General features: G+C 44.2%; 22 protein-coding genes. 8 read left to right on the forward strand and 14 right to left on the reverse strand.

The annotated features are described in order from the left end of the window. Positions 1–15: 15 nt before the first annotated feature. From ppnN to queF, 4 genes are all read right to left on the reverse strand, one after another. Positions 16–1,380 carry a nucleotide 5'-monophosphate nucleosidase PpnN gene (ppnN, locus tag BCT34_RS09230; RefSeq protein WP_076652409.1) on the reverse strand — a complete coding sequence of 455 codons (1,365 nt, stop codon included), beginning with the start codon at positions 1,378–1,380 and terminating at the stop codon, positions 16–18. A gap of 243 nt (positions 1,381–1,623) precedes the next feature. Then, on the reverse strand, positions 1,624–3,189 hold the full coding sequence (locus BCT34_RS09235) for a GGDEF domain-containing protein (RefSeq protein ID WP_076652411.1): 1,566 nt from the start codon (positions 3,187–3,189) through the stop codon (positions 1,624–1,626). A 118-nt stretch (positions 3,190–3,307) separates the two neighbouring features. After that, positions 3,308–5,566, reverse strand: coding sequence for a tetratricopeptide repeat protein (locus BCT34_RS09240; protein WP_076652414.1), 2,259 nt, complete (start codon positions 5,564–5,566; stop codon positions 3,308–3,310). A gap of 58 nt (positions 5,567–5,624) precedes the next feature. After that, positions 5,625–6,470, reverse strand: a complete 846-nt coding sequence (gene queF, locus BCT34_RS09245; protein ID WP_076652416.1) for an NADPH-dependent 7-cyano-7-deazaguanine reductase QueF — start codon at positions 6,468–6,470, stop codon at positions 5,625–5,627. Between the two features lie 131 nt (positions 6,471–6,601). On the opposite strand from queF, the gene syd reads away from it, so the two are divergent. Both syd and BCT34_RS09255 read left to right on the forward strand, forming a co-directional pair. Beyond that, positions 6,602–7,147, forward strand: coding sequence for a SecY-interacting protein (gene syd, locus BCT34_RS09250; protein WP_076652419.1), 546 nt, complete (start codon positions 6,602–6,604; stop codon positions 7,145–7,147). 4 nt (positions 7,148–7,151) lie between these two features. Continuing rightward, positions 7,152–7,928, forward strand: coding sequence for a Zn-ribbon-containing protein (locus BCT34_RS09255; RefSeq protein WP_076652421.1), 777 nt, complete (start codon positions 7,152–7,154; stop codon positions 7,926–7,928). Between the two features lie 113 nt (positions 7,929–8,041). Here the strand turns inward: BCT34_RS09255 and BCT34_RS09260 are convergent, their stop codons facing one another. From BCT34_RS09260 to metN, 3 genes are all read right to left on the reverse strand, one after another. Continuing rightward, the gene (locus tag BCT34_RS09260) at positions 8,042–8,851 is read right to left on the reverse strand and encodes a MetQ/NlpA family lipoprotein (RefSeq protein ID WP_076652424.1); all 810 of its coding nucleotides are present in this window, start codon (positions 8,849–8,851) and stop codon (positions 8,042–8,044) included. Positions 8,852–8,932: 81 nt separating this feature from the next. After that, entirely contained in the window at positions 8,933–9,616 is a 684-nt protein-coding gene (locus BCT34_RS09265; protein WP_017060764.1) for a methionine ABC transporter permease, read from the reverse strand. Continuing rightward, a complete protein-coding gene (metN, locus tag BCT34_RS09270; RefSeq protein ID WP_017060763.1) occupies positions 9,606–10,640 on the reverse strand; it encodes a methionine ABC transporter ATP-binding protein MetN in 1,035 nt (344 codons plus the stop codon). Before metN ends, BCT34_RS09265 begins: the two co-directional genes overlap by 11 nt. A gap of 240 nt (positions 10,641–10,880) precedes the next feature. Here metN and gmhB point away from each other — a divergent pair, with 240 nt between their 5' ends. The 5 genes from gmhB (at position 10,881) to treC (ending at position 16,376) form a co-directional block, all read left to right on the forward strand. Further along, positions 10,881–11,432 (forward strand): D-glycero-beta-D-manno-heptose 1,7-bisphosphate 7-phosphatase, encoded by a 552-nt coding sequence (gmhB, locus tag BCT34_RS09275; protein ID WP_076652452.1) that lies wholly within the window; start codon positions 10,881–10,883, stop codon positions 11,430–11,432. Between the two features lie 111 nt (positions 11,433–11,543). Continuing rightward, complete coding sequence (locus tag BCT34_RS09280) at positions 11,544–11,885, forward strand: MliC family protein (protein WP_076652427.1); 342 nt, start codon at positions 11,544–11,546, stop codon at positions 11,883–11,885. A gap of 91 nt (positions 11,886–11,976) precedes the next feature. After that, positions 11,977–12,921, forward strand: coding sequence for a trehalose operon repressor TreR (gene treR / locus BCT34_RS09285; RefSeq protein ID WP_076652429.1), 945 nt, complete (start codon positions 11,977–11,979; stop codon positions 12,919–12,921). 204 nt (positions 12,922–13,125) lie between these two features. Further along, positions 13,126–14,550 (forward strand): PTS trehalose transporter subunit IIBC, encoded by a 1,425-nt coding sequence (treB, locus tag BCT34_RS09290; RefSeq protein ID WP_076652455.1) that lies wholly within the window; start codon positions 13,126–13,128, stop codon positions 14,548–14,550. Positions 14,551–14,690: 140 nt separating this feature from the next. After that, positions 14,691–16,376 (forward strand): alpha,alpha-phosphotrehalase, encoded by a 1,686-nt coding sequence (gene treC / locus BCT34_RS09295; RefSeq protein WP_076652432.1) that lies wholly within the window; start codon positions 14,691–14,693, stop codon positions 16,374–16,376. A gap of 96 nt (positions 16,377–16,472) precedes the next feature. Here treC and BCT34_RS09300 read toward each other — a convergent pair whose 3' ends face one another. The 3 genes from BCT34_RS09300 to BCT34_RS09310 all read right to left on the reverse strand — a co-directional run bounded on the left by BCT34_RS09300 (position 16,473) and on the right by BCT34_RS09310 (position 19,761). Continuing rightward, the gene (locus BCT34_RS09300; protein WP_076652434.1) at positions 16,473–17,408 is read right to left on the reverse strand and encodes a hypothetical protein; all 936 of its coding nucleotides are present in this window, start codon (positions 17,406–17,408) and stop codon (positions 16,473–16,475) included. Between the two features lie 144 nt (positions 17,409–17,552). Beyond that, positions 17,553–19,076: a winged helix-turn-helix domain-containing protein gene (locus tag BCT34_RS09305; RefSeq protein ID WP_102300469.1), complete on the reverse strand. Its 1,524-nt coding sequence runs from the start codon at positions 19,074–19,076 to the stop codon at positions 17,553–17,555. Positions 19,077–19,158: 82 nt separating this feature from the next. Further along, complete coding sequence (locus tag BCT34_RS09310) at positions 19,159–19,761, reverse strand: YitT family protein (RefSeq protein ID WP_076652436.1); 603 nt, start codon at positions 19,759–19,761, stop codon at positions 19,159–19,161. 347 nt (positions 19,762–20,108) lie between these two features. Here BCT34_RS09310 and glyA point away from each other — a divergent pair, with 347 nt between their 5' ends. Next, positions 20,109–21,359, forward strand: coding sequence for a serine hydroxymethyltransferase (gene glyA / locus BCT34_RS09315; protein WP_076652439.1), 1,251 nt, complete (start codon positions 20,109–20,111; stop codon positions 21,357–21,359). A gap of 239 nt (positions 21,360–21,598) precedes the next feature. Here the strand turns inward: glyA and BCT34_RS09320 are convergent, their stop codons facing one another. The 4 genes from BCT34_RS09320 to BCT34_RS09335 form a co-directional block, all read right to left on the reverse strand. Beyond that, a complete protein-coding gene (locus BCT34_RS09320; RefSeq protein WP_076652442.1) occupies positions 21,599–21,925 on the reverse strand; it encodes a hypothetical protein in 327 nt (108 codons plus the stop codon). 232 nt (positions 21,926–22,157) lie between these two features. Next, a complete protein-coding gene (locus BCT34_RS09325) occupies positions 22,158–22,349 on the reverse strand; it encodes a DUF4250 domain-containing protein (RefSeq protein WP_010436438.1) in 192 nt (63 codons plus the stop codon). Position 22,350: 1 nt separating this feature from the next. Then, on the reverse strand, positions 22,351–22,554 hold the full coding sequence (locus BCT34_RS09330) for a YaeP family protein (protein WP_008222923.1): 204 nt from the start codon (positions 22,552–22,554) through the stop codon (positions 22,351–22,353). 167 nt (positions 22,555–22,721) lie between these two features. Then, complete coding sequence (locus BCT34_RS09335; RefSeq protein ID WP_076652444.1) at positions 22,722–23,417, reverse strand: tellurite resistance TerB family protein; 696 nt, start codon at positions 23,415–23,417, stop codon at positions 22,722–22,724. Between the last annotated feature and the right edge of the window lie 174 nt (positions 23,418–23,591).

The following is a 23,591-nucleotide window of genomic DNA, read 5'->3' on the forward strand; positions in this document are numbered from 1 at the left end:
AATGAACGAGTGTGCCTAATCGTTCGGTGCTATTTTATAGCAAGGCACGTAGTCGGTACCGCCCGGTAGCTTCATTCTATGCTGTTCAACAAAGTCATTCAGCAGTTGGTCCATTTTGGTCATGAGCTCTTTGTCACCATCGATAATGAATGGGCCGTGCTTCTCTATCTCCAAAATCCCCTCAGCTTTGACGTTACCAGCCACAATGCCTGAGAACGCTTTACGTAGATTCGCCGCAAGGCTCTCTGTTTTCTGATCCATATGAAGATCAAGCGCCGCCATAGACTCGTGTGTAGGGTCGAATGGCAGTTGGAACTCTGGTTCAATATGCAGTGACCAGTTGTAGCTGTAGGCATCGCCGGTCTCTTTACGGTGGGAGCGCACATCTGGCATCGCCTGCTTCATGATTTTCGCAGCGCGTGCTGGGTCATCAATCACAATTTCATAATGCTTCTGTGCATCAGGCCCTAGAGTTTCACCGATGAACTTATCGATTGAGCGGAAGTAGGCTTCACTCTCTTTCGAGCCGGTTAAGACAATCGGCATTGGTTGCTCGGCGTTGTTCGGGTGCATCATGATCCCTAAGATGTACAGCAACTCTTCGGCTGTGCCGGGGCCTCCTGGGAAAATAATGATGCCATGTGCCATACGAACAAACGCCTCAAGACGCTTCTCGATGTCTGGCATGATTACTAGCTCATTCACGATAGGGTTTGGTGGCTCTGCCGCAATGATTGAAGGTTCGGTCAGCCCCAGATAACGATGATCGGTGTAACGCTGCTTAGCGTGACCAATCGCAGCACCTTTCATTGGGCCTTCCATCGCACCCGGACCACAACCGGTACAGATGTTCAGTTCACGAAGGCCTAATTCATTCCCCACTTCACGAGTGTATTGGTATTCACTGGCATTGATAGAGTGGCCACCCCAACATACGATGAGGTTAGGTTCGATACCCGGAGTCAGCGCACCTGCATTTCTCAAAATACCAAACACAAGGTTAGTAATGTGAGTGGCATTAGTTAAATTGAGCCTCTGGTTATCTGCGAGGTGCATGTTGACGTAAACAATGTCACGCAGCACTGAAAACAGGTGTTCTTGAATACCTTTGATGATTTCACCATCGACAAAGGCATGCTCTGGTGGGTTACTCAGTTCGAGCTTGATACCACGTTCTCGTCGTACCACCTCAACATCAAATGATAGATATTTGTCGAGCAACTCTTTGGAGTTGTCGGTGTGGCTACCCGAGTTTAGTACCGCTAATGTACAGTTACGATACAGTTGGTACAGATCACTAGACGCGGTTTTCTTAAGACGCTCAACCTCAAGTTGAGAGAGTAAATCCATGCTACCGGCAGGGCTGATATGAGTGATCATAGTGCCTCCTTTTTGAAAAGAGCAGGGGACGTTGAAGTGACCCTCTGGCTCGAGAGTGAGAAGCAAACGTTGAAAGTGTTTGGTTAAAGATAGGAGAGAGTTAACCAGACGAAACGGATACGACAGCGTTGCTTGCCAAGAATGCTTGTTAAGCGAATGTTAATCATTAGCTTAGCAAACATTTAGAGAAATGGTATGTGATAAGTATTTGAAAAAATGAAATAAATTAAATCTACAGTTGGCTTAGTGCCAAACAAGCTGGTTGTTACCACGTTGTTTTGCTTTATTTAGCGTTGTATTGAGTCGCTCTAACACTTCTTCAGGTGTGTCTGACTCTTTAAACGAAGTACTTGCCGCGCATAAAGTAATCGTGATCTGTTGGTCGCGGAACTTAAAAGGTAAGCGGCTTACTTGAGTTTGAATATTCTGAATCACCTGATGGCAGTATTCATCGGTTTGTTCTGGTAGCAATAACACAAACTCTTCACCTGAAAAACGAGCCACAGTATCCGTAGTGCCTGCTTCTTTGGTGATGGTTCTTGCGATGATCTTAAGTGCTTTGTCGCCCGCGGTATAACCAAAGCTATCGTTGATCGCTTTGAAGTTGTCGATGTCTAGCAGCACTACGCGCAGTGAGTGTTGCGCGCGGATCCAGCGGCGATACTCAAGCTCTAAGCGATCAGTAAAAGCAGTACGGTTGTAAACCTTAGTCAGAGGGTCAAGCAGCATGCGCTGAGCCTGATCTTCCAAACGCTTACGGTAATCTTGAGTGACCTCATAGAGTGAGTCTAACTGAGTCTTTCCATAACTCATTCTCTCTATAAGAGCTTGTTCTTTTTGCTCAGCGTGGTTCAGCCTTTCCGAAAGAGAGGCGATCTCACTAAGTAGTGGATTAATCGACAGCTTTAAACTATCAATATTCTTTGCTTTATCTACCGAGCTTTGGCTTCTAGTGACAAGTTCGCTTAACTCAGAGTTAAGGCCTTGGCGGTGCTCAAAGTAGCTTTGACTTTGGTCGGCATTTTGATCTGCCGTTTTGATGCTGGACGCTAGAGAAGAATTAAGCTGATCGATGAATTGTTCAGATTTCTTACGTTCTAAGTTAGTGCCTTCAATAACCAGTTTGAGGATCTGAAGTGTCAGCTCAAGAAGGTTTTGTGTGGAAACACCAAGCAGTAGCTTCGCTCGAATATCGGTCAGCAGATCACCGGATTCACCCTCGAAGTCGAGTTCAGTGATCAGATGTTGTAATTCGTTTGATAGGTCGGAAAGGAGCTCTTGTTCCGGAGAGTATGCAGCGTCAGCAAAATGCGTGCGTGAGTTGTTCGCCATAATCTTTATGGCACGCTCATAAATACCGAGAAGTTTCATGGCATGGTCAACTTTCTGACTGCCATTGCATTCGGAGAAGCTAAGTAAGTTTCGTAGGTCGCGTTTTAGCTGTGCTGGAAGGCCAGTTATGCGCTGTAGCGTTTCCCCACTGTGCTTAATGCTATCGTCCAGATACCCGTTCTGTTTATCCATAGCCAACGTTTTCTGCTTAAGCATCCTTTCTAATACTGCCAACTTTGGGATCATCGAGCTAATGTCTTTTTGCTTTTCTAGCTCTTCCCTAAGGGCAATGAGGTTTTCATCTAAATGGCTGTTACTGCCAACACATGCATCACTTAAAGATGTGACGATACGCTTTAGAACTTTTTGTTCTCTAATAAATTTGAACGAGGTGTCTCTTTGCGTCAAACGTACCTGCTCCAACTGAGATTTCAGCTGGTGGAGTTGCGCCTGAATGTCTTTTTCAAGAATGCCCATAGATGTATAAATTAGCGCCGCGTAGATCGATCTCGATCATTTTGATGAAATTCCGTTACATCGATAATAACAAAACTAAAAATAAGGTCACGACTTGCCGCTCTTAACCGCTCGCAAATCAGTCATCTTTTAGCATTTTTTTGATGTTGTCCTCATTCTGGTACGACGATTGTATTTTTATTAACCCTTGATTAATCGCATGTTTACACGCTTCTCTTATGTTACCAGTTGCAAGGCTTGCTGCTGGCGCATTATCGATAGCTTTTAGATAGACCCATTGGCTACTGCGCTCTTTGAGACTGATCTCACGAGCTAGATTGGTCGACATTAATAATACGTCGAGCAGCTCTTGATCGTTAATGGCGGTGTAAGCACGTGGTAAAAACGGATAGTCAGCGATACCCATACGGATCGTTCGGTTGATATTGCGTTCGGTTTCGAAGTCATTCACCCAAGATTGAATCTTTCTAAACATGGCCTCAGGCGATGAATCACGGTCCGCGTTTGGCTCGATATAAAGAAGGTTCGCATCCGAGAAGTGATAGACACGAGCTGGACCTTCAAGCTTAGATTTTAGGAACTCACCGAACGCATCTTCGAGCTCTAGACCGGCTTTGTAACCGTTCTGCGTGTACATATTGCGTAGGAACGGCAAGTCGATCATCACGAAGCGCAAACGGTCGTTCAGTGGTTCATGAATCAATTCGCCAAGCTGCCATTGTTCAAAGGTTTGGCTGGTTTGTTCCAGTGAATTTGAGAGCTTGGCATTGAGCATTCTAAGGTTTGGAAGTTTTGAACGTGAGTGCGTAAAGAGATCGGTGCGCAGCGAGTCCACTTCTTTGGCCAAGGTTTGAATTATGTAGCCTCTGCGCAGCACAAAGAAGAACAAGACAATGCTGAACAGGAATAGGGCGAACGATATCTTTTGGAACTTACGATGTTCCAGTTTGTATTTCTCTAACTCTTGCGCTTGGCCTGCGTAGTGCAGGGTTTGTTCTGCAAACTCTTTCTGTTGGCGGAACGCATCTTCGCCAACACGGTTAAGTTTTTGCTGCTCTAAAGAGACAAGACTGTTGTACTGTTTAAGATTTGCCAACGCTTGTTGTGGGCGACCTGCTTGTTCATAACCCAAAGAGAGTAAGTGGTATGAGCGTTGTGAAAGGCGCATATTCTCTACCTGGCGTGAGATCTCAAGTGCACGTGTTGCATGCTTGATCACGTCTTCGCTCTCTTGCAGGTGATAAGCCAACCCTGCCGATAATAGTGCAGCACGACCTTCCAACTTTGGAATGTCGGTATATTCCAGTAGCTCGAGAGCACGGGTTAGATACTGCTCTGCTAGAGGGTAGTTATAAAGGCGCAAGTAAGTTGCCGATAGGCTTAGGCGTATATCGATGACTTGGTGGATATCTCGGTCTGTACTTTCGTGATCAAGAACGTTGAAGAAATGCACCAAGGCAAGGTTATATTTTCCTTGATAGAAGTACACATCCCCCATCTTCTTAAGTACTTGGGCCAAGACTGGCGAATTTTCAAAGTTGTCATAAAAATCGGCAGCCTGAGAAAGGTGTTCTAGTGCTTTATCTAACACTTGGCGCTCAAAGAAAAGCTGCGCAAGTAGACGGTTTACCTTAGCCAAGCGTGCGCTCAGGTTGCCTTCTACTGATTTCCAGTAGCCATACAACAGCTCAGATAGCGCGTGATTGTACTCTTTATGGTTTAGATAAAACTCACCGACCGCGATGTGGTAGTCGATGGTAACTTTTTCAGAGTAACGTTGATCGAGATAGGTTTTCGCCTCTTGGTAAAACTTTTCTGCTTCGTCGACTTTGTTGTCGTAAGAGGCAATATCAGCTTTCAACATGATCAAGCGATAGCTGATGCCTTCCGTTAAGCGTAAGGTTTTATTCACCGACTCTAGGTTTGCTTCAATGCTCGCGAGCTCCGCTTTTGCTTTGGCTGACTTTTTATCACTAAGCCAAAGTAGGCGAACTTTTAAGATCTCAAGATCCAGTTTTAGGTAATCAAGGTTATATGTTTTCGCTAGCTCAGAGGCTTTGTCGATGTGCTGAATCGCAATGCGAATATTGCCTAGGTTGTACTCTGCTTTGGCTAAAATTTTATACGCATCGATACTGCTGTTTGGTGTTCGAATCGAAGAGTCGGTCTCTTCGCGAGAAATAGCAGAAGGGCTTTTCTCGCGTTGGTCTGAAAGGATACGAAGCGTTAGGTAGCTGTTGGCCATTTGTTTTGCTTGGCTCGGCTCGATCTCAACCAAATTATTGGCTTCATTGAGGAGCGCCGACGAGTAGACCGACGCATTGACCGATGTACTGAAGCTTAAAATAAATAGACTAACAACGTATAACCAACGCATTTCAATATCCCTTTAAAGGTTTGGTAGGCTCAAATAAGTGTGGGTGCTTCTCGCCTGATTATTGACGAGCCATACGCTTATTGTGGCTTGGTCTATCTTGCTCTGTTGAACGGTATGGATTGATATCCAGACCACCACGACGAGTGTAACGTGCAAATACGGTTAGCTTCGATGGCGCACAGTATTTCATGATGTCAGTGAAGATACGCTCTACACATTGTTCGTGGAATTCGTTGTGCTCACGGAAAGAAACTAAATAGCGTAGCAGGGCTTCACGGTCAATTTGCTTACCAGAATATGCGATCTCAACGCTGCCCCAATCTGGTTGATTGGTGATCAAACAGTTCGACTTCAATAGATGGCTATGCAGAGTTTCTTCAACATCTTGTTCGCCAGCAGCGCCTTCAAGCAGTGATGCTTCAAAGTCGTAGCTAGTGATTTGGATGTCTTGGTTGTCGAGACAATCACCTTCCATCGTCACGATAGGTTGGTTGGTGTAGTCGGTTACTGAGTTGACATTCACAATCACAGTTTCGCCTGCACATGCCGACAAATCTTGGGTCAGGCGCTCAGTAACTTGATCCCAGTTTTCAAATTGAGTCTGGTTGTAGCTGTTCAGGTACAACTTGAAAGATTTTGATTCAATTAAATTTGGGCTGGTTGCAGGGATGAAAACTTCACCTACAGCCACTTGTGGTAGGCCGTTTGTGTTTAGCCACGAAAGCTCGTACATCGTCCAAATATCATGACCAACAAAAGGTAGATCGCCGTTTAGCGCAAGATCATCGCGATTAAGGCTACGAGGTACTGGTTGCAATAAACTTGCATCGTATTGGTTAGAGTACTCAGTTTTTTGGCCAAGGGTTAAGCCCGCTAGTTCTTTTGCGTCAGAATATTTGCTCATACTTTCGTTTCAAATTCGATTAGAATGGGGTCGATTTTACTGAATCCCCATTACCCTGTCATTAAGTCATCGCTTAATCGGTAAGGAAAGGGCTCGGATTCTATTTATTATTTTGTGTTTAGGAGATTTTCATGACTCAACGTGCTCAAGACGCACTACTTTCTTTTAGTCAGCGATACGTTGACGCGTGGCAGCAGCAACACCAAAGCTTACCTCGTAATGAGGAGTTGGTGGATATCGTATCGCCATGCGTAGAAGAAAAGAGTGGCGATGCCGTGTTGTGGAAACACTACCCACGTGAGCAATTTGCGGATTTTACCAACGTTGAAACCGGCATTGAGTTGACTCTACATGAAGACATCAAGACTTTCTACGGCGCACAATTCAGCGCAGATATGAACGCGACTTTTGATGGTAACGAATTGACCCTGTTACAGATTTGGAGTGATGAAGACTTCGAATGCCTACAAGAAAATATTTTGGGCCACCTAGTGACTCAGCGTCGTTTGAAGCTAAAACCAACAGTTTTCATTGCTGCGACCGATGCTGAGCTAGACGTTATCTCTATCTGTAACCTAACCGGTAACGTAATCTTAGAGCGCTTAGGCACCAAAAATTGTGATGTATTAGCCGAGACATTGGCAGAGTTTTTAGAAAAGCTACAACCAGCGGTATAAATAGATGTACGTACTAGAACTTCAATTTGAGTGTTTTGATAACACAACGGTAAGCGCTGTCGACAAGGCTGTTAATGGCTTAATGGATGCACTTCGTTATAACGGACAAGTGTTAGGTCGTGAGTTCCCAATCGTGATGGGCGACGGAGAGTTCTTCGTTCGAGTTGTGTGCCCGGAGCAGGACAGCTTGCACCCGCGTAATCACTCTGATTTTGTAAAAGTGTGTTTTGATCGCTTGTCTAACGCGAGCCTTCTTGCGCCTAAAATGCGTTTACTGGGGCGAGATCTTAACTCAGAAGAAGTAGCTGAAGATGAAGCGCCGAGCTGGCAAGTGTTGTACACGACGTTCGTGCATACCTGTTCACCGCTGCGCAGTGGTGACAGCTTGTTGCCTATTCCTTTATATCGCAATCCTCCGACATTTAATGGCGACCATAAAGCCGTACTGAAGTGGCAGACAGAATGGCAAGCCTGTGATGAAGTTCAAATGGGCGGTGGTTGTCGTGCTGAACACGCAACTCTAACCGAGATCAGTGATACCAAAAGCGTATTGTTCAAACGCGGCTGGGGTTTAAGAGGGCGCATTGAGTACCTCACTAAGATCCCAACGTATTACTACTTATACCGTGTGGGCGGCATTAGCCTAAAAGCTGAAAAAGAGCGTAAATGCCCCCAATGTGGTGGTGAATGGCTGTTAGATGCGCCGATCCATGACATTTTCTATTTCAAGTGTGACGATTGCCGTCTGGTATCAAACATCTCTTGGGATCACCTGAAGTAAGCGACGGTGTTTGGTGGGCACTGTATGCTTACGAATTAACTACAAGCGATCAAAAAGGGGCTGACGTTATGTCGGCCCCTTTGGGTATCTATACAGTGCTGCAGTTTAGTTGATTACCAACCTTTAACTACGCCACCTTGGAATATGTCAGAAGCTGCGTTGTACACTTCTTCAGTTTGGTAAGCTTTAACGAAGTTTTGTACGTTTTCAGCATTTAGGTTGTCTTCACGAGCAACGATTAGGTTTACGTAAGGAGAATCTTTGTCTTCAACGAATACGCCATCTTTTTGTGGAGTCAGGTTGATAGAGCTCGCGTAAGTTGTGTTGATGATAGATAGAGCAACATCATCAAGAGAACGTGGCAGTTGAGCTGCGTCTAGTTCAACAATCGTTAGGTTCTTAGGGTTACCAGTGATGTCACGAACTGTTGCTAGAAGACCAGCACCTTCACGAAGCTCAAGAAGACCTTGTTGCTCAAGAAGTAGTAGAGAACGACCTAGGTTTGTTGGGTCGTTTGGTACCGCAATACGAGCACCGTCTTGGATTTCGTCTACAGATTTTACTTCTTTAGAGTAACCCGCAATTGGGTAAACAAACGTGTTACCAGCGATAGTCAGTTTGTAACCACGGTCAGCCACTTGCTGATCTAGATACGGTGCGTGTTGGAATGCGTTGATGTCGATAGAGCCGTCATCCAGTGCCGCGTTTGGTGTTACGTAATCTGTGAAAGTAACCAGTTCAACATCTAGACCATACTTCTCTTTCGCTACTTTAGCTGCAACTTCAGCAACCTGCGCTTCAGCACCTGCCATTACGCCAACTTTTACTTTAGACGTATCGACTTCTTTGTCACCACAACCTGCTAGTACTAGCGCTGATGCCGCTGCTGCGATAGTAAGTAAACCTTTAAGGCTAAATTTCATAATAATCTCCTTTTAATAAATCTATTTAATTGGGTTCAGACGACTCTTGTCTTAGATAGTTTGCGTTTTAACGCTGGGTCTTTATCTGTGGTCAACGCGGCGAACTAATGAATCACCGATTGATTGAATAATTTGTACCAGCACAATCAACATCACTACCGTTACAGCCATGATAGTCACATCGTAACGGTGGAATCCGTAACGAATCGCGACATCACCTAGGCCACCACCACCTACAGTACCGGCCATTGCTGAGTAGCTCACCAGAGTTACCAGCGTAATCGTTACTGAGTTGATGATAGTCGGCAGTGCTTCTGGAAGCAGAACCTTATTGATGATTTGTGTTGGTGTTGCGCCCATTGATTGAGCCGCTTCTACTAGACCTGTTGGTACTTCAAGTAGCGCACTCTCGATAAGTCGAGCCACGAATGGGATAGCGCCAATGGTGAGTGGAACAATCGCTGCGGTTGTTCCGATGAAGGTACCAATCAGCATCTTAGTTAATGGGATAATCGCAACCATCAAAACTAAGAAAGGCACTGAACGACCCACGTTCACAATTGCACCTAGAATCTTGTTTACTTTGGTGTTCTCTAGCAGGCCACCTTTTTTAGTCGTGTGTAGAATCACGCCTAATGGAATACCGACAGCGAAGCCTACTATGCCAGCGACCGCAACCATATAAAGTGTTTCGCCTGTTGCGCCTAATAGAAGGTTACCGTTAAGGCTGATCCAGTCAGCAATCTCGTTGAAACTAAAGGACATAACCAAGCACCTCTACTTTTACATTGTTGTCGCGTAGGAATTGGATAGCAGCATTATCATCTGCTTCATTACCGAACAGTTCAGCAACCATCATGCCGAACTTAACGCCGCCGGCGTAATCAAGGTCAGAGCTTAGGATACTGACATCGATATTGAATTTGCGTGCAATCTGCGTCATCAGCGGAGCATCAACCGTTGCACCAGTGAACTCAAGACGCACTAGCGGGTAGCTGCTGTTGACGCGAGTCTCTTGCAAACGTGCTTGGTAATCTTCAGGAATCGTCAGATCCAAAGTTGAGCGAATAAACTGATGCGCTAGCTCTGTCTTAGGGTGAGCAAAGATGTCACCAACTGTGCCTTTCTCTACCAATTCACCGCCGCCAATGATCGCGACTTCATGACAAATGCTTTTAACCACATCCATCTCGTGCGTAATAAGCAGGATAGTGATGTTTAGCTTGCGGTTGATTTCACGCAGCAGCTCAAGAATTGATTGAGTGGTTGCAGGATCAAGAGCACTGGTTGCTTCATCGCATAGCAGTACTTTTGGGTCAGAGGCCAGTGCGCGAGCAATCGCAACACGCTGCTTTTGACCGCCACTTAGGTTTGCTGGGTAGGTATCACGCTTATCCGCCAAGCCAACCAGTTCAAGTAACTCGCTGACTTTCGCTTCAATAATCGCTTTATCTTTACCAGCAAGTTCTAGAGGCAGTGCTACATTGTTAAATACAGTACGAGAAGAAAGCAGGTTGAAGTGCTGAAATATCATGCCGATGTTACGGCGCGCTTCGCTAAGTTCTGATTTGCTGAGTTTTGTTAGGTCGATACCGTCAACAATCACTTCACCAGAGGTCGGAGCTTCCAACATATTTACACAACGGATTAGGGTACTTTTGCCTGCACCAGAAGAGCCGATGACTCCAAAGATTTGACCTTGAGGAATGTGGAGGTTGATATCAATTAAGGCATTGATTTCTTTAGTGCCTTGATAAAAAACCTTGTTGACTTGATTCACTTTAATCATAGAGAAACCCGTGCAGGTAGAACAGAATAATATGTCGATAGCTCGCTCGATTTACAGACGATGCTATGGTGTTCTATGATCTAAGTCAATAGATATTTTTACGTCTAGACGGCTAAACGTCGATTGTATGGATAAGCTGTAAACAAATCGTTAACGAACGCAAAACTAAATAGATAGTGATGAAGCAAATAAAGCGTGTAATAATTAATGATTAATAGAGAGTTGATAGAGAACAAAATTTTGTCTAAACCTGCTGTTTTTTTAGATCGTGATGGTGTGATTAACGTTGATCACGGCTACGTACATGATGAGCATGACTTTGAATACATCGATGGTGTGTTTGAAGCAGCGAAAGCGTTTAAAGATATGGGTTATTTATTGGTGCTAGTGACCAACCAATCTGGTATTGCTCGCGGCATGTTTAGTGAAGACCGTTTTCTTTCTTTAACGCAGTGGATGGATTGGAACTTTGTCGACAATGGCGTTGAGCTTGATGGCATCTATTACTGCCCTCACCACGCTGAACACGGTATTGGTGACTACAAGCAAGACTGTGATTGCCGTAAACCAAAGCCAGGCATGTTCATTTCTGCTCGTGACTTTCTGAAGATTGATATGGCTAACTCCGTCATGATCGGCGATAAAGCTGAAGACATGATGGCTGCGGAAGCGGCAGGTGTTGGTACTAAAGTCTTGGTAAGAACCGGTAAACCAATCACTGAAAAAGGTGAAGCGTTGGCTAGCGTGGTACTTGATAGCATTAAAGATGTACCTGCTTTCTTAAAAGGCTAAACGTTTTATTTATCATTAAGGTATTGACCTATCATTAGGTAAATACATTAGGTTTTTCGAACCTGTGAATACGTTAAGTGTCGTTGACTATATAAAGATGAGGAACGAAGTATGAAAGCTATGTTGGTAGCATCTCTATGTACGGTAGCATTGGTTGGGTGCTCTAAATCAGCAGCCCCTGAGACTGATGGCGCAACATCGGATAATCAGTTCGTGACTTATCAATGTGAGTCTGACGTTTCGTTTGATGTGTCTTACCTTGATAATGAAAAAGCGGTATTACGCTTGCCTGATAATGAGTACCAGTTGACTCAAGTACCTGCCGGATCAGGAACCAAATACATTCTAGACGATGGTACCTCAGAGATGATTAACAGCATCACTTTGCGCACGAAAGGTGACAATGCACGTCTAGAACTTGGTCGTGTAGTCTATCGAAATTGCCAAAAGTAAGTCATAGTAAGAACTGCTAGTATTTACAAACAGTTAAGTGAGGGAATCTACCCTCACTTTTTCTTCTCTTCCCTTTAACGTTAGACTTTTTATGAGCAAAAAACTCACTATTCTTGATATTGCAAAACTGTCCGGTGTTGGTAAGTCAACCGTATCTCGCGTTCTGACCAATGATCCAAAAGTGAAACCTGAAACCCGTGAAAGGGTCGAAAGAGTAATTCAAGAATCTGGGTACACGCCTTCAAAGTCTGCGCAGTCTATGCGCGGTGGCAGCCAAAAAGTCATCGGCGTGATCATCTCTCGCTTAGATTCCCCCTCTGAAAACAAAGCCGTCAGCACTATGCTGACTGAGTTGTATCGAGCGGATTACGACGTGGTGATCATGGAAAGCCAACTCGACAGAGACAAAGCCAATGAGCACCTACAGGTTCTAAAACGTCGTAACGTTGATGGGATTATTGTATTTGGCTTTACTGACTGCGACATTCCTGCAATTGAAGCTTGGGAACACAAAGCTGTAGTTATTGCTCTGGATACCGAAAACGTAACGTCGATCAACTATGATAACCAACAGGTGATCAATAGTGCGTTAGCGCACCTGTCGGATCAGGGGATCTCAGATGTCGGTTTTATTGGTGTTGATCCTAGCGACAAATCAACGGGTGAACTGCGTCTCAAGGCTTACCTCGATTGGTGTGAAAGCACTGGAGTGATTGCGAATTATCGTACTGGACAGCTGCATCATGAAAGCGCTTATCAGCTGGTGGATGAGGTTTTAACTCCCACGACTCAAGCGATTGTCTGTGCCAGTGACACGTTAGCTCTCGGTGTCATCAAACGTCTGCAAGAACGACAACGTGAAGATGTGGTCGTAACAGGCGTTGGTGGCAATGATCTTCTCTCTTTCTTGTTTCCTCGCGTATTTAGCATTGATCCAGGCTACCAAGCTGCAGGTAAGTTAGCGGCTAATCTATTGATCTCTCAGCTTTTAGGCAATTCAGAGATCTCTCATCACACCCAATCTCCTATTCTATAATCCACTCAATTAAGCGAAATTGAACCGCTTAGATTAAAATTAGAGTGTGATCTCTTTCAATTAATGGGACTGTTCCCATTTTAATTTATCATTCATGCGGGCATTATAATAACCGCAATTGGGAATGTTCCCATGAATCTAAATCTGAGTGGTTATAGCTAGATGGTTTAGATGAGTAATTGAATGAAACCAGGGTGGGGTAGTATGAGTAAGATAGCGAAGCAAGACGTTGCGCGTCTTATCGAGTTAGTCGGTGGTAAAGAAAACATTGCAAGTGTCAGCCACTGTCTGACTCGACTGCGTTTTGTATTGAACGATACAGAGCAGGCAAACAAAGCTGAACTCGAAAAACTGAAGCTAGTAAAAGGCTGTTTTACTAACGCAGGCCAATTCCAAGTTGTGATTGGCACTGAAGTTGATGAAGTGTACGCACTTCTGATTGAGCAGACAGGTAAAGAGGCATCATCAAAAGATGAGGCGAAGCTGGCTGCTCGTCAAAATATGAACTTCCTTGAGCGTGGTATCTCCCATTTAGCCGAAATTTTCGTACCACTGCTGCCTGCCATTATTACTGGTGGTTTGATTCTTGGTTTCCGTAATGTGATTGGCGACATTCGCATGTTCGACGGCAAAACCTTAGTTGAAATCAGTCAATTCTGGGCAACCGTTCACTCTTTCTTATGGTTGATCGGCGAAGCTATTTTCTTCTTCCTGCCAGTTGGTGTGTGTTGGGCAACGGTTAAGAAGCTCGGTGGAACCCCTATTTTGGGTATTACGCTTGGTGTGACCTTGGTGTCACCGCAATTAATGAATGCTTACATGATAGGTAAAGCGGTACCGGAAGTGTGGGACTTTGGCTTTTTTGTGATTGAGAAAGTCGGTTATCAGGCTCAGGTGATCCCTGCGATGTTAGCGGGTGTGGCTTTGGCGTTCATTGAAACTAATCTTAAGCGTATCGTCCCTGCTTACTTGTACCTAGTTGTAGTGCCATTCGTATCGATTATTTTGTCTGTGATTCTAGCGCACGCTTTCATCGGTCCATTCGGTCGTATGTTGGGTGATGGCGTAGCATTCGCAGCTAAAGCGGCAATGACAGGCGACTTTGCGATTCTTGGTTCGGTGGTATTTGGCTTCCTTTACGCACCTTTGGTTATCACGGGTATTCACCACACCACCAACGCGGTGGATCTGCAACTGATGCAAGATTTAGGTGGCACACCAATCTGGCCTTTGATTGCTTTATCAAATATCGCACAAGCATCTGCAGTCGTTGGCATCATTATTTTGAGTAAGCGTGAAGGCGAGCGAGACATCTCAGTTCCTGCGGCAATTTCAGCCTACTTAGGTGTAACAGAGCCTGCGATGTACGGCATTAACCTTAAATACAAATTCCCAATGCTGAGTGCAATGATTGGTAGTGCTGTTGCAGCCGCAATCTGTGGTAGCGCAGGTGTAATGGCGAATGGTATCGGTGTCGGTGGCTTGCCGGGCATCTTATCGATTCAACCGCAATATTGGTCTGTTTACTTAATTGCGATGCTGGTGGCGATTGTACTACCCGTCACGTTAACCCTGTTCTTCTATAAACGAGCACAGATGAAAGGCGAACTAGAAACCGCCAACGCGTAATGCATTAAATAAGCGATGACTCCAAAGTGAGCCATCGCTTTTTCTCTTAGTTATAGCTTTTTCTTTTAGTTATAACGGCTATTCGACCATGATTTACATGGTGATTTTAATTTTTATTTTCTGGTAAGTGAGTGTTAGAAATGGCGATGACTGAACATGATGAAAGCTGGTGGAAAACCGCAACCATCTATCAAATCTACCCGAAGAGCTTCTGTGACAGTGGCAGTAAAGGTACTGGCGATATCAAAGGGATCATTTCGAAGCTGGATTACCTCAAACATTTGAGTGTCGATGCGATTTGGCTCACCCCGGTTTACGCATCACCAATGATCGACAATGGTTATGATATTTCAGACTATTACGCGATTAATCCTCAATTCGGCACTATGCAAGATTTCGACTTACTGCTGTCTGAAGCGCACCAACGTGGTATCCGTATCGTTATGGATATCGTGGTAAACCACACTTCGACAGAGCATGCATGGTTCCAATCTGCTTTGGGTGACAAAAACAGCCCGTACCGCGATTACTATATCTGGAAAGATCCAGTAGATGGTCAAGCACCAACTAACTGGCAGTCTAAGTTTGGTGGCAATGCATGGGAATTGGATGAGGCGACGGGGCAATACTTCTTACACTTATTCGCCAAAGAGCAGGCTGACCTGAACTGGGAGAATCCGGTTGTACGTGAAGAAGTGAAAGACGTCATCAGCTTCTGGGCAGAGAAGGGGGTTGATGGTTTCCGCTTGGATGTGATCAACCTGATTTCGAAACAGCAAGATTTCCCTAATGATGATATTGGTGATGGCCGTCGTTTTTACACTGATGGCCCACGAGTGCATGAATACCTGAAAGAGATCAGCGAAGCGGTATTCCAAAAATACGGTAGCGTGACAGTAGGCGAGATGTCTTCAACGACACTTGAGCATTGCCAGCAATACTCAAACATTGATAACAGCGAGCTATCGATGGTGTTTAACTTCCATCACCTTAAGGTTGATTACATCAATGGTGAGAAGTGGACTAATGCTCCGTTTGATTTCTTACAGCTAAAATCGATCTTTAACCATTGGCAAACCGGCTTGAACGGAAAAGGTTGGGGCGCACTATTCTGGTGTAACCACGACCAACCGCGAGTGGTGAGCCGTTTAGGTGATGATCAGCAATATCGTGTTGAGTCGGCCAAGATGCTGGCTGCGTCTGTGCACATGATGCAAGGCACGCCTTATATCTATCAAGGTGAAGAGATAGGTATGACCAACCCTGGCTATACCGACATCAGCCAGTATCGTGACGTTGAGAGTACCAATATGTACGACATCATGGTGAACCGTGATGGTGTAGCTCATCAAGATATGATGGCGATTTTGGCGCAGAAGTCTCGTGATAACTCCCGTACACCAATGCAATGGAACAGTGAGCCTTACGCTGGATTCTCACATGCTCAGCCGTGGCTAGATGTAGCAAATAATTACCCTGAGATTAACGCTGAGCAAGCACTTGAAGATAAAGACTCTGTTTTCTATTTCTACAAGAGTTTGATTGAGTTACGTAAACAAATGCCTGTGATTACGCATGGTCGTTATCAAGACTTGCTGCCTGAGCATCCATCGGTATTTGCGTATTCTCGCGAGACTGATAGTCAGACTTTGATTTGTATTAACAACTATTACGGTGAAGCATGTCAGGTTGAGTTACCTAATGAATTTGAACTGGATAAAGCGCAATTGTTATTGGGGAATTACTCTGATGAGCAGCCGCCAGTTTCTGTAAACACGGTAGCCTTACGACCGTATGAAACAAGAATTCTCTTGATAGAGCAATAATACTCGTTCCCCTATGCGAGTATAAGCTTTGAGCCTGAACTCTATGTGTCAGACTCAAAGCTTTCCTTCCTATTTTTCAATGGAAGGTTTCGGTTGTTAGCCTTTATTGACCGTAAATGAATCGAGAACCCATGTCATTTCGCTCAGTTGGGTGCCATTCTTTTCGTCCCAGTCCATCATTTTCACAACGCCAAAGTTTGGGTTAAACCATGTCTCGGTATTACTTTGAAATTCAGCTGAATCATACCCATCACAAACAACGTTGTAAGTGTTTTCAACTTTCAGGTACGCCGTTTCAATTTTCTTGTCTTGAACCGTTACCGTTGAGCGCTGACCATTTTCGGAAACTTGTTGCTGCCAATGGAAGTCACATTGTGTGTCTGACGGTCCTAAATCATCGATCTCGCCTTCGTAGAAATCATCAAGCAAGGCTTCTAGTTGGCCAGTAGTAACCTCAAACGAAAGCCCGACAGAACTGCTGCTGTGACTAATGTTGGGGCTTTTTTCTTTTACTGTACTGCCTGAGGATTTGAATACCGGGTTGGTCACTAAAAAGTCGACAGTCTCACTATTACTCAATTCTATATTGGAATCAACTGAGTTAACAAAGCCATCACTGCCTTTGTAAAACAAGCCACTATCCGTTTCACCTTGTACCGTCATATCAGCGGCGTAGAAGTCGTTGATGCCGCTGTTAACCATACTCTCTAACGTTGTTTTTAGCTTCTCTAGTTCTGCTACACCTTCAGTCTCATTAGAGATCGCTAACTTATCTAATTCCAACTGAATATTGGCCAACATTTGCTGTGAACTGATATCTCGGTATGCAATATCCAGTGCTATGTTTTCACCGCCATCTTCAGATATTAGGTAAGACAACAATGTGATGTTCTTTGGTGCAAACTGAGAGTTGTTGATCGGGTAGTCGAACTGAGTTGCACCAGTTGAGCTTGATGAAGAAGAGCCACCTCCGCCGCCACAACCATAAAGAGCAAAGATAGAGGTCGCTAGCAGCGTCATTGTTTTTTTCATGTTGAGCATTCCTAATATAGTTGGCCTTGAGCGGCCTGATGTTTTTAGGAATGCTATTATTGGGGGAGTTAATAGGGCAAAAAATGAAGATACATAAGATCTTAATTTATATTTAAGCTTTTGTTTTTAAATGTTTTATATTTTTCATTCGGAAAGTTGATGACCGACATTCGTGCAGTAGTTAAGCATTAGGTTTTCCCATTGCTTGATGATCAGTGGCTCCTTGATGCTCAATTTTAGATTTTTCCAAGGCTGGAGACAGGTCGATTTCGACTCAGGTTTGGATAAGCGATCAAACAACTCTTTTGAAGGAACCACTCGCAATAACGCGACTAAGGATTCCATATAGTTGAGGCGAAATTTATCCATGTCCTCCTGCTGGTAAGCAATATGGGAAATCATCATATAGACCAGTGCATTCTCGATGGTCGAATTACCCGCCGTGTTGGTTAGAAACTCTTTCGCAGTTTGCAGGTCTCTCAGCTTGAAATGGATAATCCCAAGCCACAGCTTTAGCTCGTCAGGAATCAATTTAAAACGCGTTTGAACAAGGTTAGTGAAGTTAATAAGACGCTGGTGGTCGGTCTCAAACAGAGCCAGTTGTCGCGCAAGCAAGGTTGAGGTCATTACATTGAGTTGTGCGCTATTAAGATCCTGAGCTTGCCCATCAAGCAAGCGACCAAACTCTTTGTCACTGACAGACCATTCTGGTGATAGTGGAGCAGGTAAAGCGAAGTAGTTCGCTAACTCTCTATTTATCTCCATTAAGTCTTCACTGAGGTTATCCATTTCTATTGAGTAGACACCACGAAAAGCCAGCTTTCCTGAACTTGGATAAATAAGGCTGACCTTAGCCGCAAGACGTGTATCGACTTCCTGATCTTTCAATTGAATATTGAGCAGGTAATCACTGGTGCGCATGTTTTTTGCACCTGGAAAGAAAGGAGTGCTGTCTATTGGGTCAACGAAGTAACTCGGTGCATCTTGATTCGCTAAATCGGTATAAGCGTATTCAATTTGTTGTTGAAGCAGCAGCGCTTTAACCGCCTTGCGATGTGTCCTCGCATTATCTCCAATGGCATCGATGCGGTTTAGCAGTAGCTCGACCTTAGGAATCAATCGTTGGTCGCGTTGGGCTTCCGAGGCTCGAGTCGAAAATTGCCAAAGCATATAACCCATTATCGTAGTGCTAACCAGCAAAACCAAAGACATCACAACGAGCCAAGGGTTAACTGAATTGGAGATAACTCCTTTTTTATTAGTTGGATACTCTATGTCGATATCATTCGGTGCGGTTTCAGGGGAAGCCGATGTAAAGCTAACCGAACTTGGATTAAGGAAATAACCCTTGCGTGGGTAAGTCACCAGTATTTTAGTTGCGTCGATATCAGGCAGATGTTTTTGAAGCACTGAACGCAGCGTACTGATTCTATTTGTAAGAACATTCTTGGAGATGAAGTTACTTTGCCATACCGATTCAATGATGTGCTCAGCCGAGAGCGGTTGACCAACGCTGGTAAGAAATAGCTCTAAGAGCTCGATAGAACGAGGTTCTAAATCAATGACCTGCTCATCGCAGCTTAAGACTCGTGTATTAGGGTTGAATTCCAAGCCTTCAATAAAAATAGAGGCTTGTTGGTCTTTGGCGTTTGAGAGGTAATCTTGCATAGAAAAGGAGACGGTTTATAAAACCTAAATTCTAGCTGTTTTTGTTATTAAAAACAGCTAGTAATTCATACGGTGATTGGTATTAAGACGCGTAATTCACTGAGTAGCGAGTCGGTTTGTGATTCATTGCCAATACGATATTCAGTACTGCAGTGCCTAATACAGATACGGCGATCACCCAAGGCGATACAAAGAAGAAGGATGCAAACAGAATACACGCATCAATACCCATCTGAGTTTTGCCTACCGAGATGCCGTAGCGGTCTTGGATATACAAACACAACACGTTGAAGCCACCCAAACTTGAGCGATGACGGAACAGAATTAGCATACCTAAGCCCATTAACAAGCCGCCGGCAACCGCACAGTAGATCTCGTTATGAACTTCTAGCGAGATAACTAAGTATAAATGGTCGGCAAACACAGACACTAAAGCACCAGAAATTGCACTGCTAATAGCAAAGCTTCGACCGAATCGTTTCCATGCTAATAAGTAGAATGGACAATTAGCAATAAAGTACAAAATACCAAAGGTTACAGGCAAGAATTGACTCAAAAGCAGAGCCAAGCCTGTAGTACCACCGGTAAGTAGATTTGCTGACTGTAAAAAGAAGACGCCTAACGCCACTAAAAACGTGCCAGTGAGAATTGCTACCCAATCTTCTTTACGTGAGTGTTTTTCCATCGTTTTTATAATTACCTAACCAATAAAGGCGTGCATAGTAGAGAAAAACCTTAGCTTTCGGTAGCTTGAGGTGCAAAATTAAGGTAAACCTATGTAATCTGCGTTTTACAGGGTGTAAAGCGTAAAATTGACAGTAAGCATCATCTTTGGTTCGATAAGCTCAATAACCATGATGAATCTTATTTGTGATTATGAAAAAACTGCATGATAAAATTGCAATTAGCTCTTTATGACCTAGATCAAATTATGTAGAATGCGTCACATCAAAACGGTGACGGAAACGTTTGCTTTCGGTCGTTGTGTGGTTTTTTTGAAACTTTCAGTACAATCTGAGTCAGGAGATACAGATGCTTAAGCGTGACATGAACATTGCTGATTACGATGCGGATCTATTCGCAGCTATCCAAGAAGAAACTCTTCGTCAGGAAGAGCACATCGAACTTATCGCTTCAGAAAACTACACAAGCCCACGTGTAATGGAAGCTCAAGGTTCTCAACTTACAAACAAATACGCTGAAGGCTACCCAGGTAAGCGTTACTACGGTGGTTGTGAGTACGTAGATAAAGTTGAAACTCTAGCAATCGAACGTGCATGTGAATTGTTTGGCGCTCAATACGCAAACGTACAACCTCACTCAGGTTCTCAAGCAAACAACGCTGTATACATGGCATTACTGAATGCTGGCGACACTGTTCTAGGTATGAGCCTAGCGCACGGTGGTCACCTGACTCACGGTTCTCCAGTAAACTTCTCAGGCAAGCTTTACAACATCATTCCTTACGGTATCGATGAAGCAGGTCAAATCGATTACGAAGAGATGGAAGCACTAGCTGTTGAGCACAAACCTAAGATGATCATCGGTGGTTTCTCTGCTTACTCTCAAATCTGTGATTGGAAGCGCATGCGTGAAATCGCTGACAAAGTAGGTGCTTACCTGTTTGTAGATATGGCTCACGTAGCAGGTCTAATCGCTGCAGGCGTTTACCCGAACCCAGTTCCACACGCTCACGTAGTAACTACAACGACGCACAAAACGCTTGCTGGTCCTCGTGGTGGTCTTATCCTTTCTAACGAAGGCGAAGATCTTTACAAGAAACTGAACTCAGCAGTATTCCCAGGCGGCCAAGGTGGCCCTCTAATGCACGTTATCGCTGGTAAAGCTGTAGCGTTCAAAGAAGCTCTAGAGCCAGAGTTCAAAGAATACCAAGCACGCGTTGTTGCTAACGCAAAAGCAATGGTTGCTGAATTCCTAGCTCGTGGTTACAACATCGTTTCAGGTTCTACAGAGAACCACCTGTTCCTAGTTGACCTAATCGACAAAGACATCACAGGTAAAGAAGCAGATGCAGCACTAGGTGCAGCGAACATCACTGTGAACAAGAACTCAGTACCTAACGACCCACGTAGCCCGTTCGTTACTTCAGGTATCCGTATCGGTTCTCCTTCTATCACTCGTCGCGGTTTCTCAGAAGCAGACGCGAAAGAGCTAGCAGGTTGGATCTGTGACATCCTTGATAACATGGGTGATGAGTCTGTTATCGAAGCGACTAAAGCTAAAGTATTAGAAATCTGTAAGCGTCTACCAGTTTACGCTTAATTTTTCTTTGTAGAGTGAACGAATTTCTGTGTCGCACATACTCATTTGCTAGCGCAAACTCCGCGTGAGCTCCTTGAACTTCGTTCATCTACTTTGAAAAATGATGTTAAAGGTCCCTTTTGGGGCCTTTTTTGTATTTGTCGGTATGAGAGTTGCGTTATCTGAGAGTAATTGAAAGGCGGGTACTAAAAAGGGCTGATGTTTGCACATCAACCCTTTATGGTTTGCTAGAGTTGGTTTTACTTTCTGATGCTTAGTAGGGTGCCAGACTTACACTTGAATGAGTAGTAATGGCGGCTCTCATTGAATTTACCTAAGCCTTCACCATCACAGTAGTCGATATTGATATCACGCATCACTTCTAGCGTGTCTTCGCTGTTTAAAGCGAATTTAGAGCCATCAGAGCAGACAATACGAACTCTTTCATCATGGCTTACTGAGTAAATATCGACTTCGGTGTTACACAGCTCAAAAGAGGCTTCACGAAAGTTGTCTTGCTGTGTATTTGAAGCGCAACCTGCGGTCAGTGTTGCTGCAAAAACGGCTAAAAGTCCGAGTCTTTTCATTGTTAATCCTTCGCTATCATCAGGTTGGTTGATGAGTTTTATATGCTATTTGAGGTAGCCTATACAACAATACGCTTTGGTTCAAGGCGCGTTCGTTGACTCTAAGATATAAAAGTATAGATGCAGACCGAGAAATTATAACTGGCTAACTGCATGTTTATTCGATATGTATCACCAATAAAAAAGACCAACACTGAGGTTGGCCTTTCAAAATTAAGCTTGTTCTAAACCACTACCGAAACTGTTTGGCCTCTGGAAGGAACTCAAAACCAGCAGAAGCAAGTTTAGCGATCAATGCTGCTTTGTCGATCTCGTAGAAGTTAACCACTCGATCCAAATCACCGCCGAAGTCGTCACGTAGTTTCATGTTGACGATACTCATCAACATCACAGGATCCATCTTTTCAAAATTAGCGAGGTTCATATTAGTCCTCGAAATCTGAGATCAGTAGGTTAGCAGCGGCAAATGCTGCACGCTCACGCGCTTCTTTAGGAAGAGATTCATCTGCAGCAAGGTCGTTCAATGTTTTTACCGCGCAGGTGATCGCTTTAGGGATGTAGCCTTGGTCGCCACTGCCAATTTGAGAATACAGTTCACGCACCAAATCACAACAATCGTATACTTTCATTTTTATACCTAACCAAATGATAACTGATCTCAATATACACATAGAGATAAGCAAAAACAAAGTGGATCTGATTAAGTTCAGAGTTAGTTTGTCCTTGCTCAATATCTCATTCTGTTGATGCTCAACGTATCACTTGTTAGCTTGCCAATTAGTCGGATATTGACCGCTTAACCAGAGATTTGCTGTTCAAGTTGATAAGTCACTTCATCAGCAAGGTTGAGTTGTTTAGCTAACTCTTTGAGGTAAGCCTTCTCCATGAAGTTTTGCTCATCCGCTACAATCAAAGACGCTAAATAGATCTCACTCGCTTGTTGAGGAGAGGTCGCAAGCTGAGCTATTTCACTTGGATCGAGCGGTTTGTGCAACTCTTCTGATACCAATTTAGTCAGTTGATAATCGGCACCCATGTTTTCGACGGCTTGTTCAATCTTAGCCATCTCTTCTTCATCGACATGACCATCGGCTTTGGACGCTGCAATCATGGATCTGAGAATCAGTACGCTATGGTTAGAGTCGTTCTCATCAAATTGAGCCTGTTCGGCATTCGGTGTTTGGCCTTGTTTAGACTGATAGTCGTTGTAGACCTTATAGGCGAGTGCGCCAAGAGCCGCCGCGCCACCAATACCAGCGGCTTTCTTACCCATTTTCTTGGTTTTCTTAGAGCCCATTAACGCCCCTAACAGTCCGCCGCCAACTGCGCCTGCACCAAAGGCTCCGAGCGTGCTCTTGTTGATACTCTTGCCATTGCTGCTACTACCTTGAGAGAGGCTGCTTAAACTTGATGACCCTTGAGAGAGTTTCTGAGTGCCTTGTTTAACAAGATCTGATTTAAGCGCTTGGTTCAGTAAGCTTTTGATATCCATGATACCTCCAGTGGTGAGCATGTCCGAAAAGTTGATGACACCAATATACGGATTTGAAGATGAACAGGGGATTAACTTACGTTATTTACTCAACTGATAAATAGAAGGGAGTTTGAAGGGAAACGACAGGGACAAAAAAGGCCTCCTAAATGGACTGTCTCTTGATCACAAGTT

It is taken from the genome of Vibrio sp. 10N.261.45.E2, from assembly GCF_002875705.1.
Lineage (GTDB): Bacteria > Pseudomonadota > Gammaproteobacteria > Enterobacterales > Vibrionaceae > Vibrio.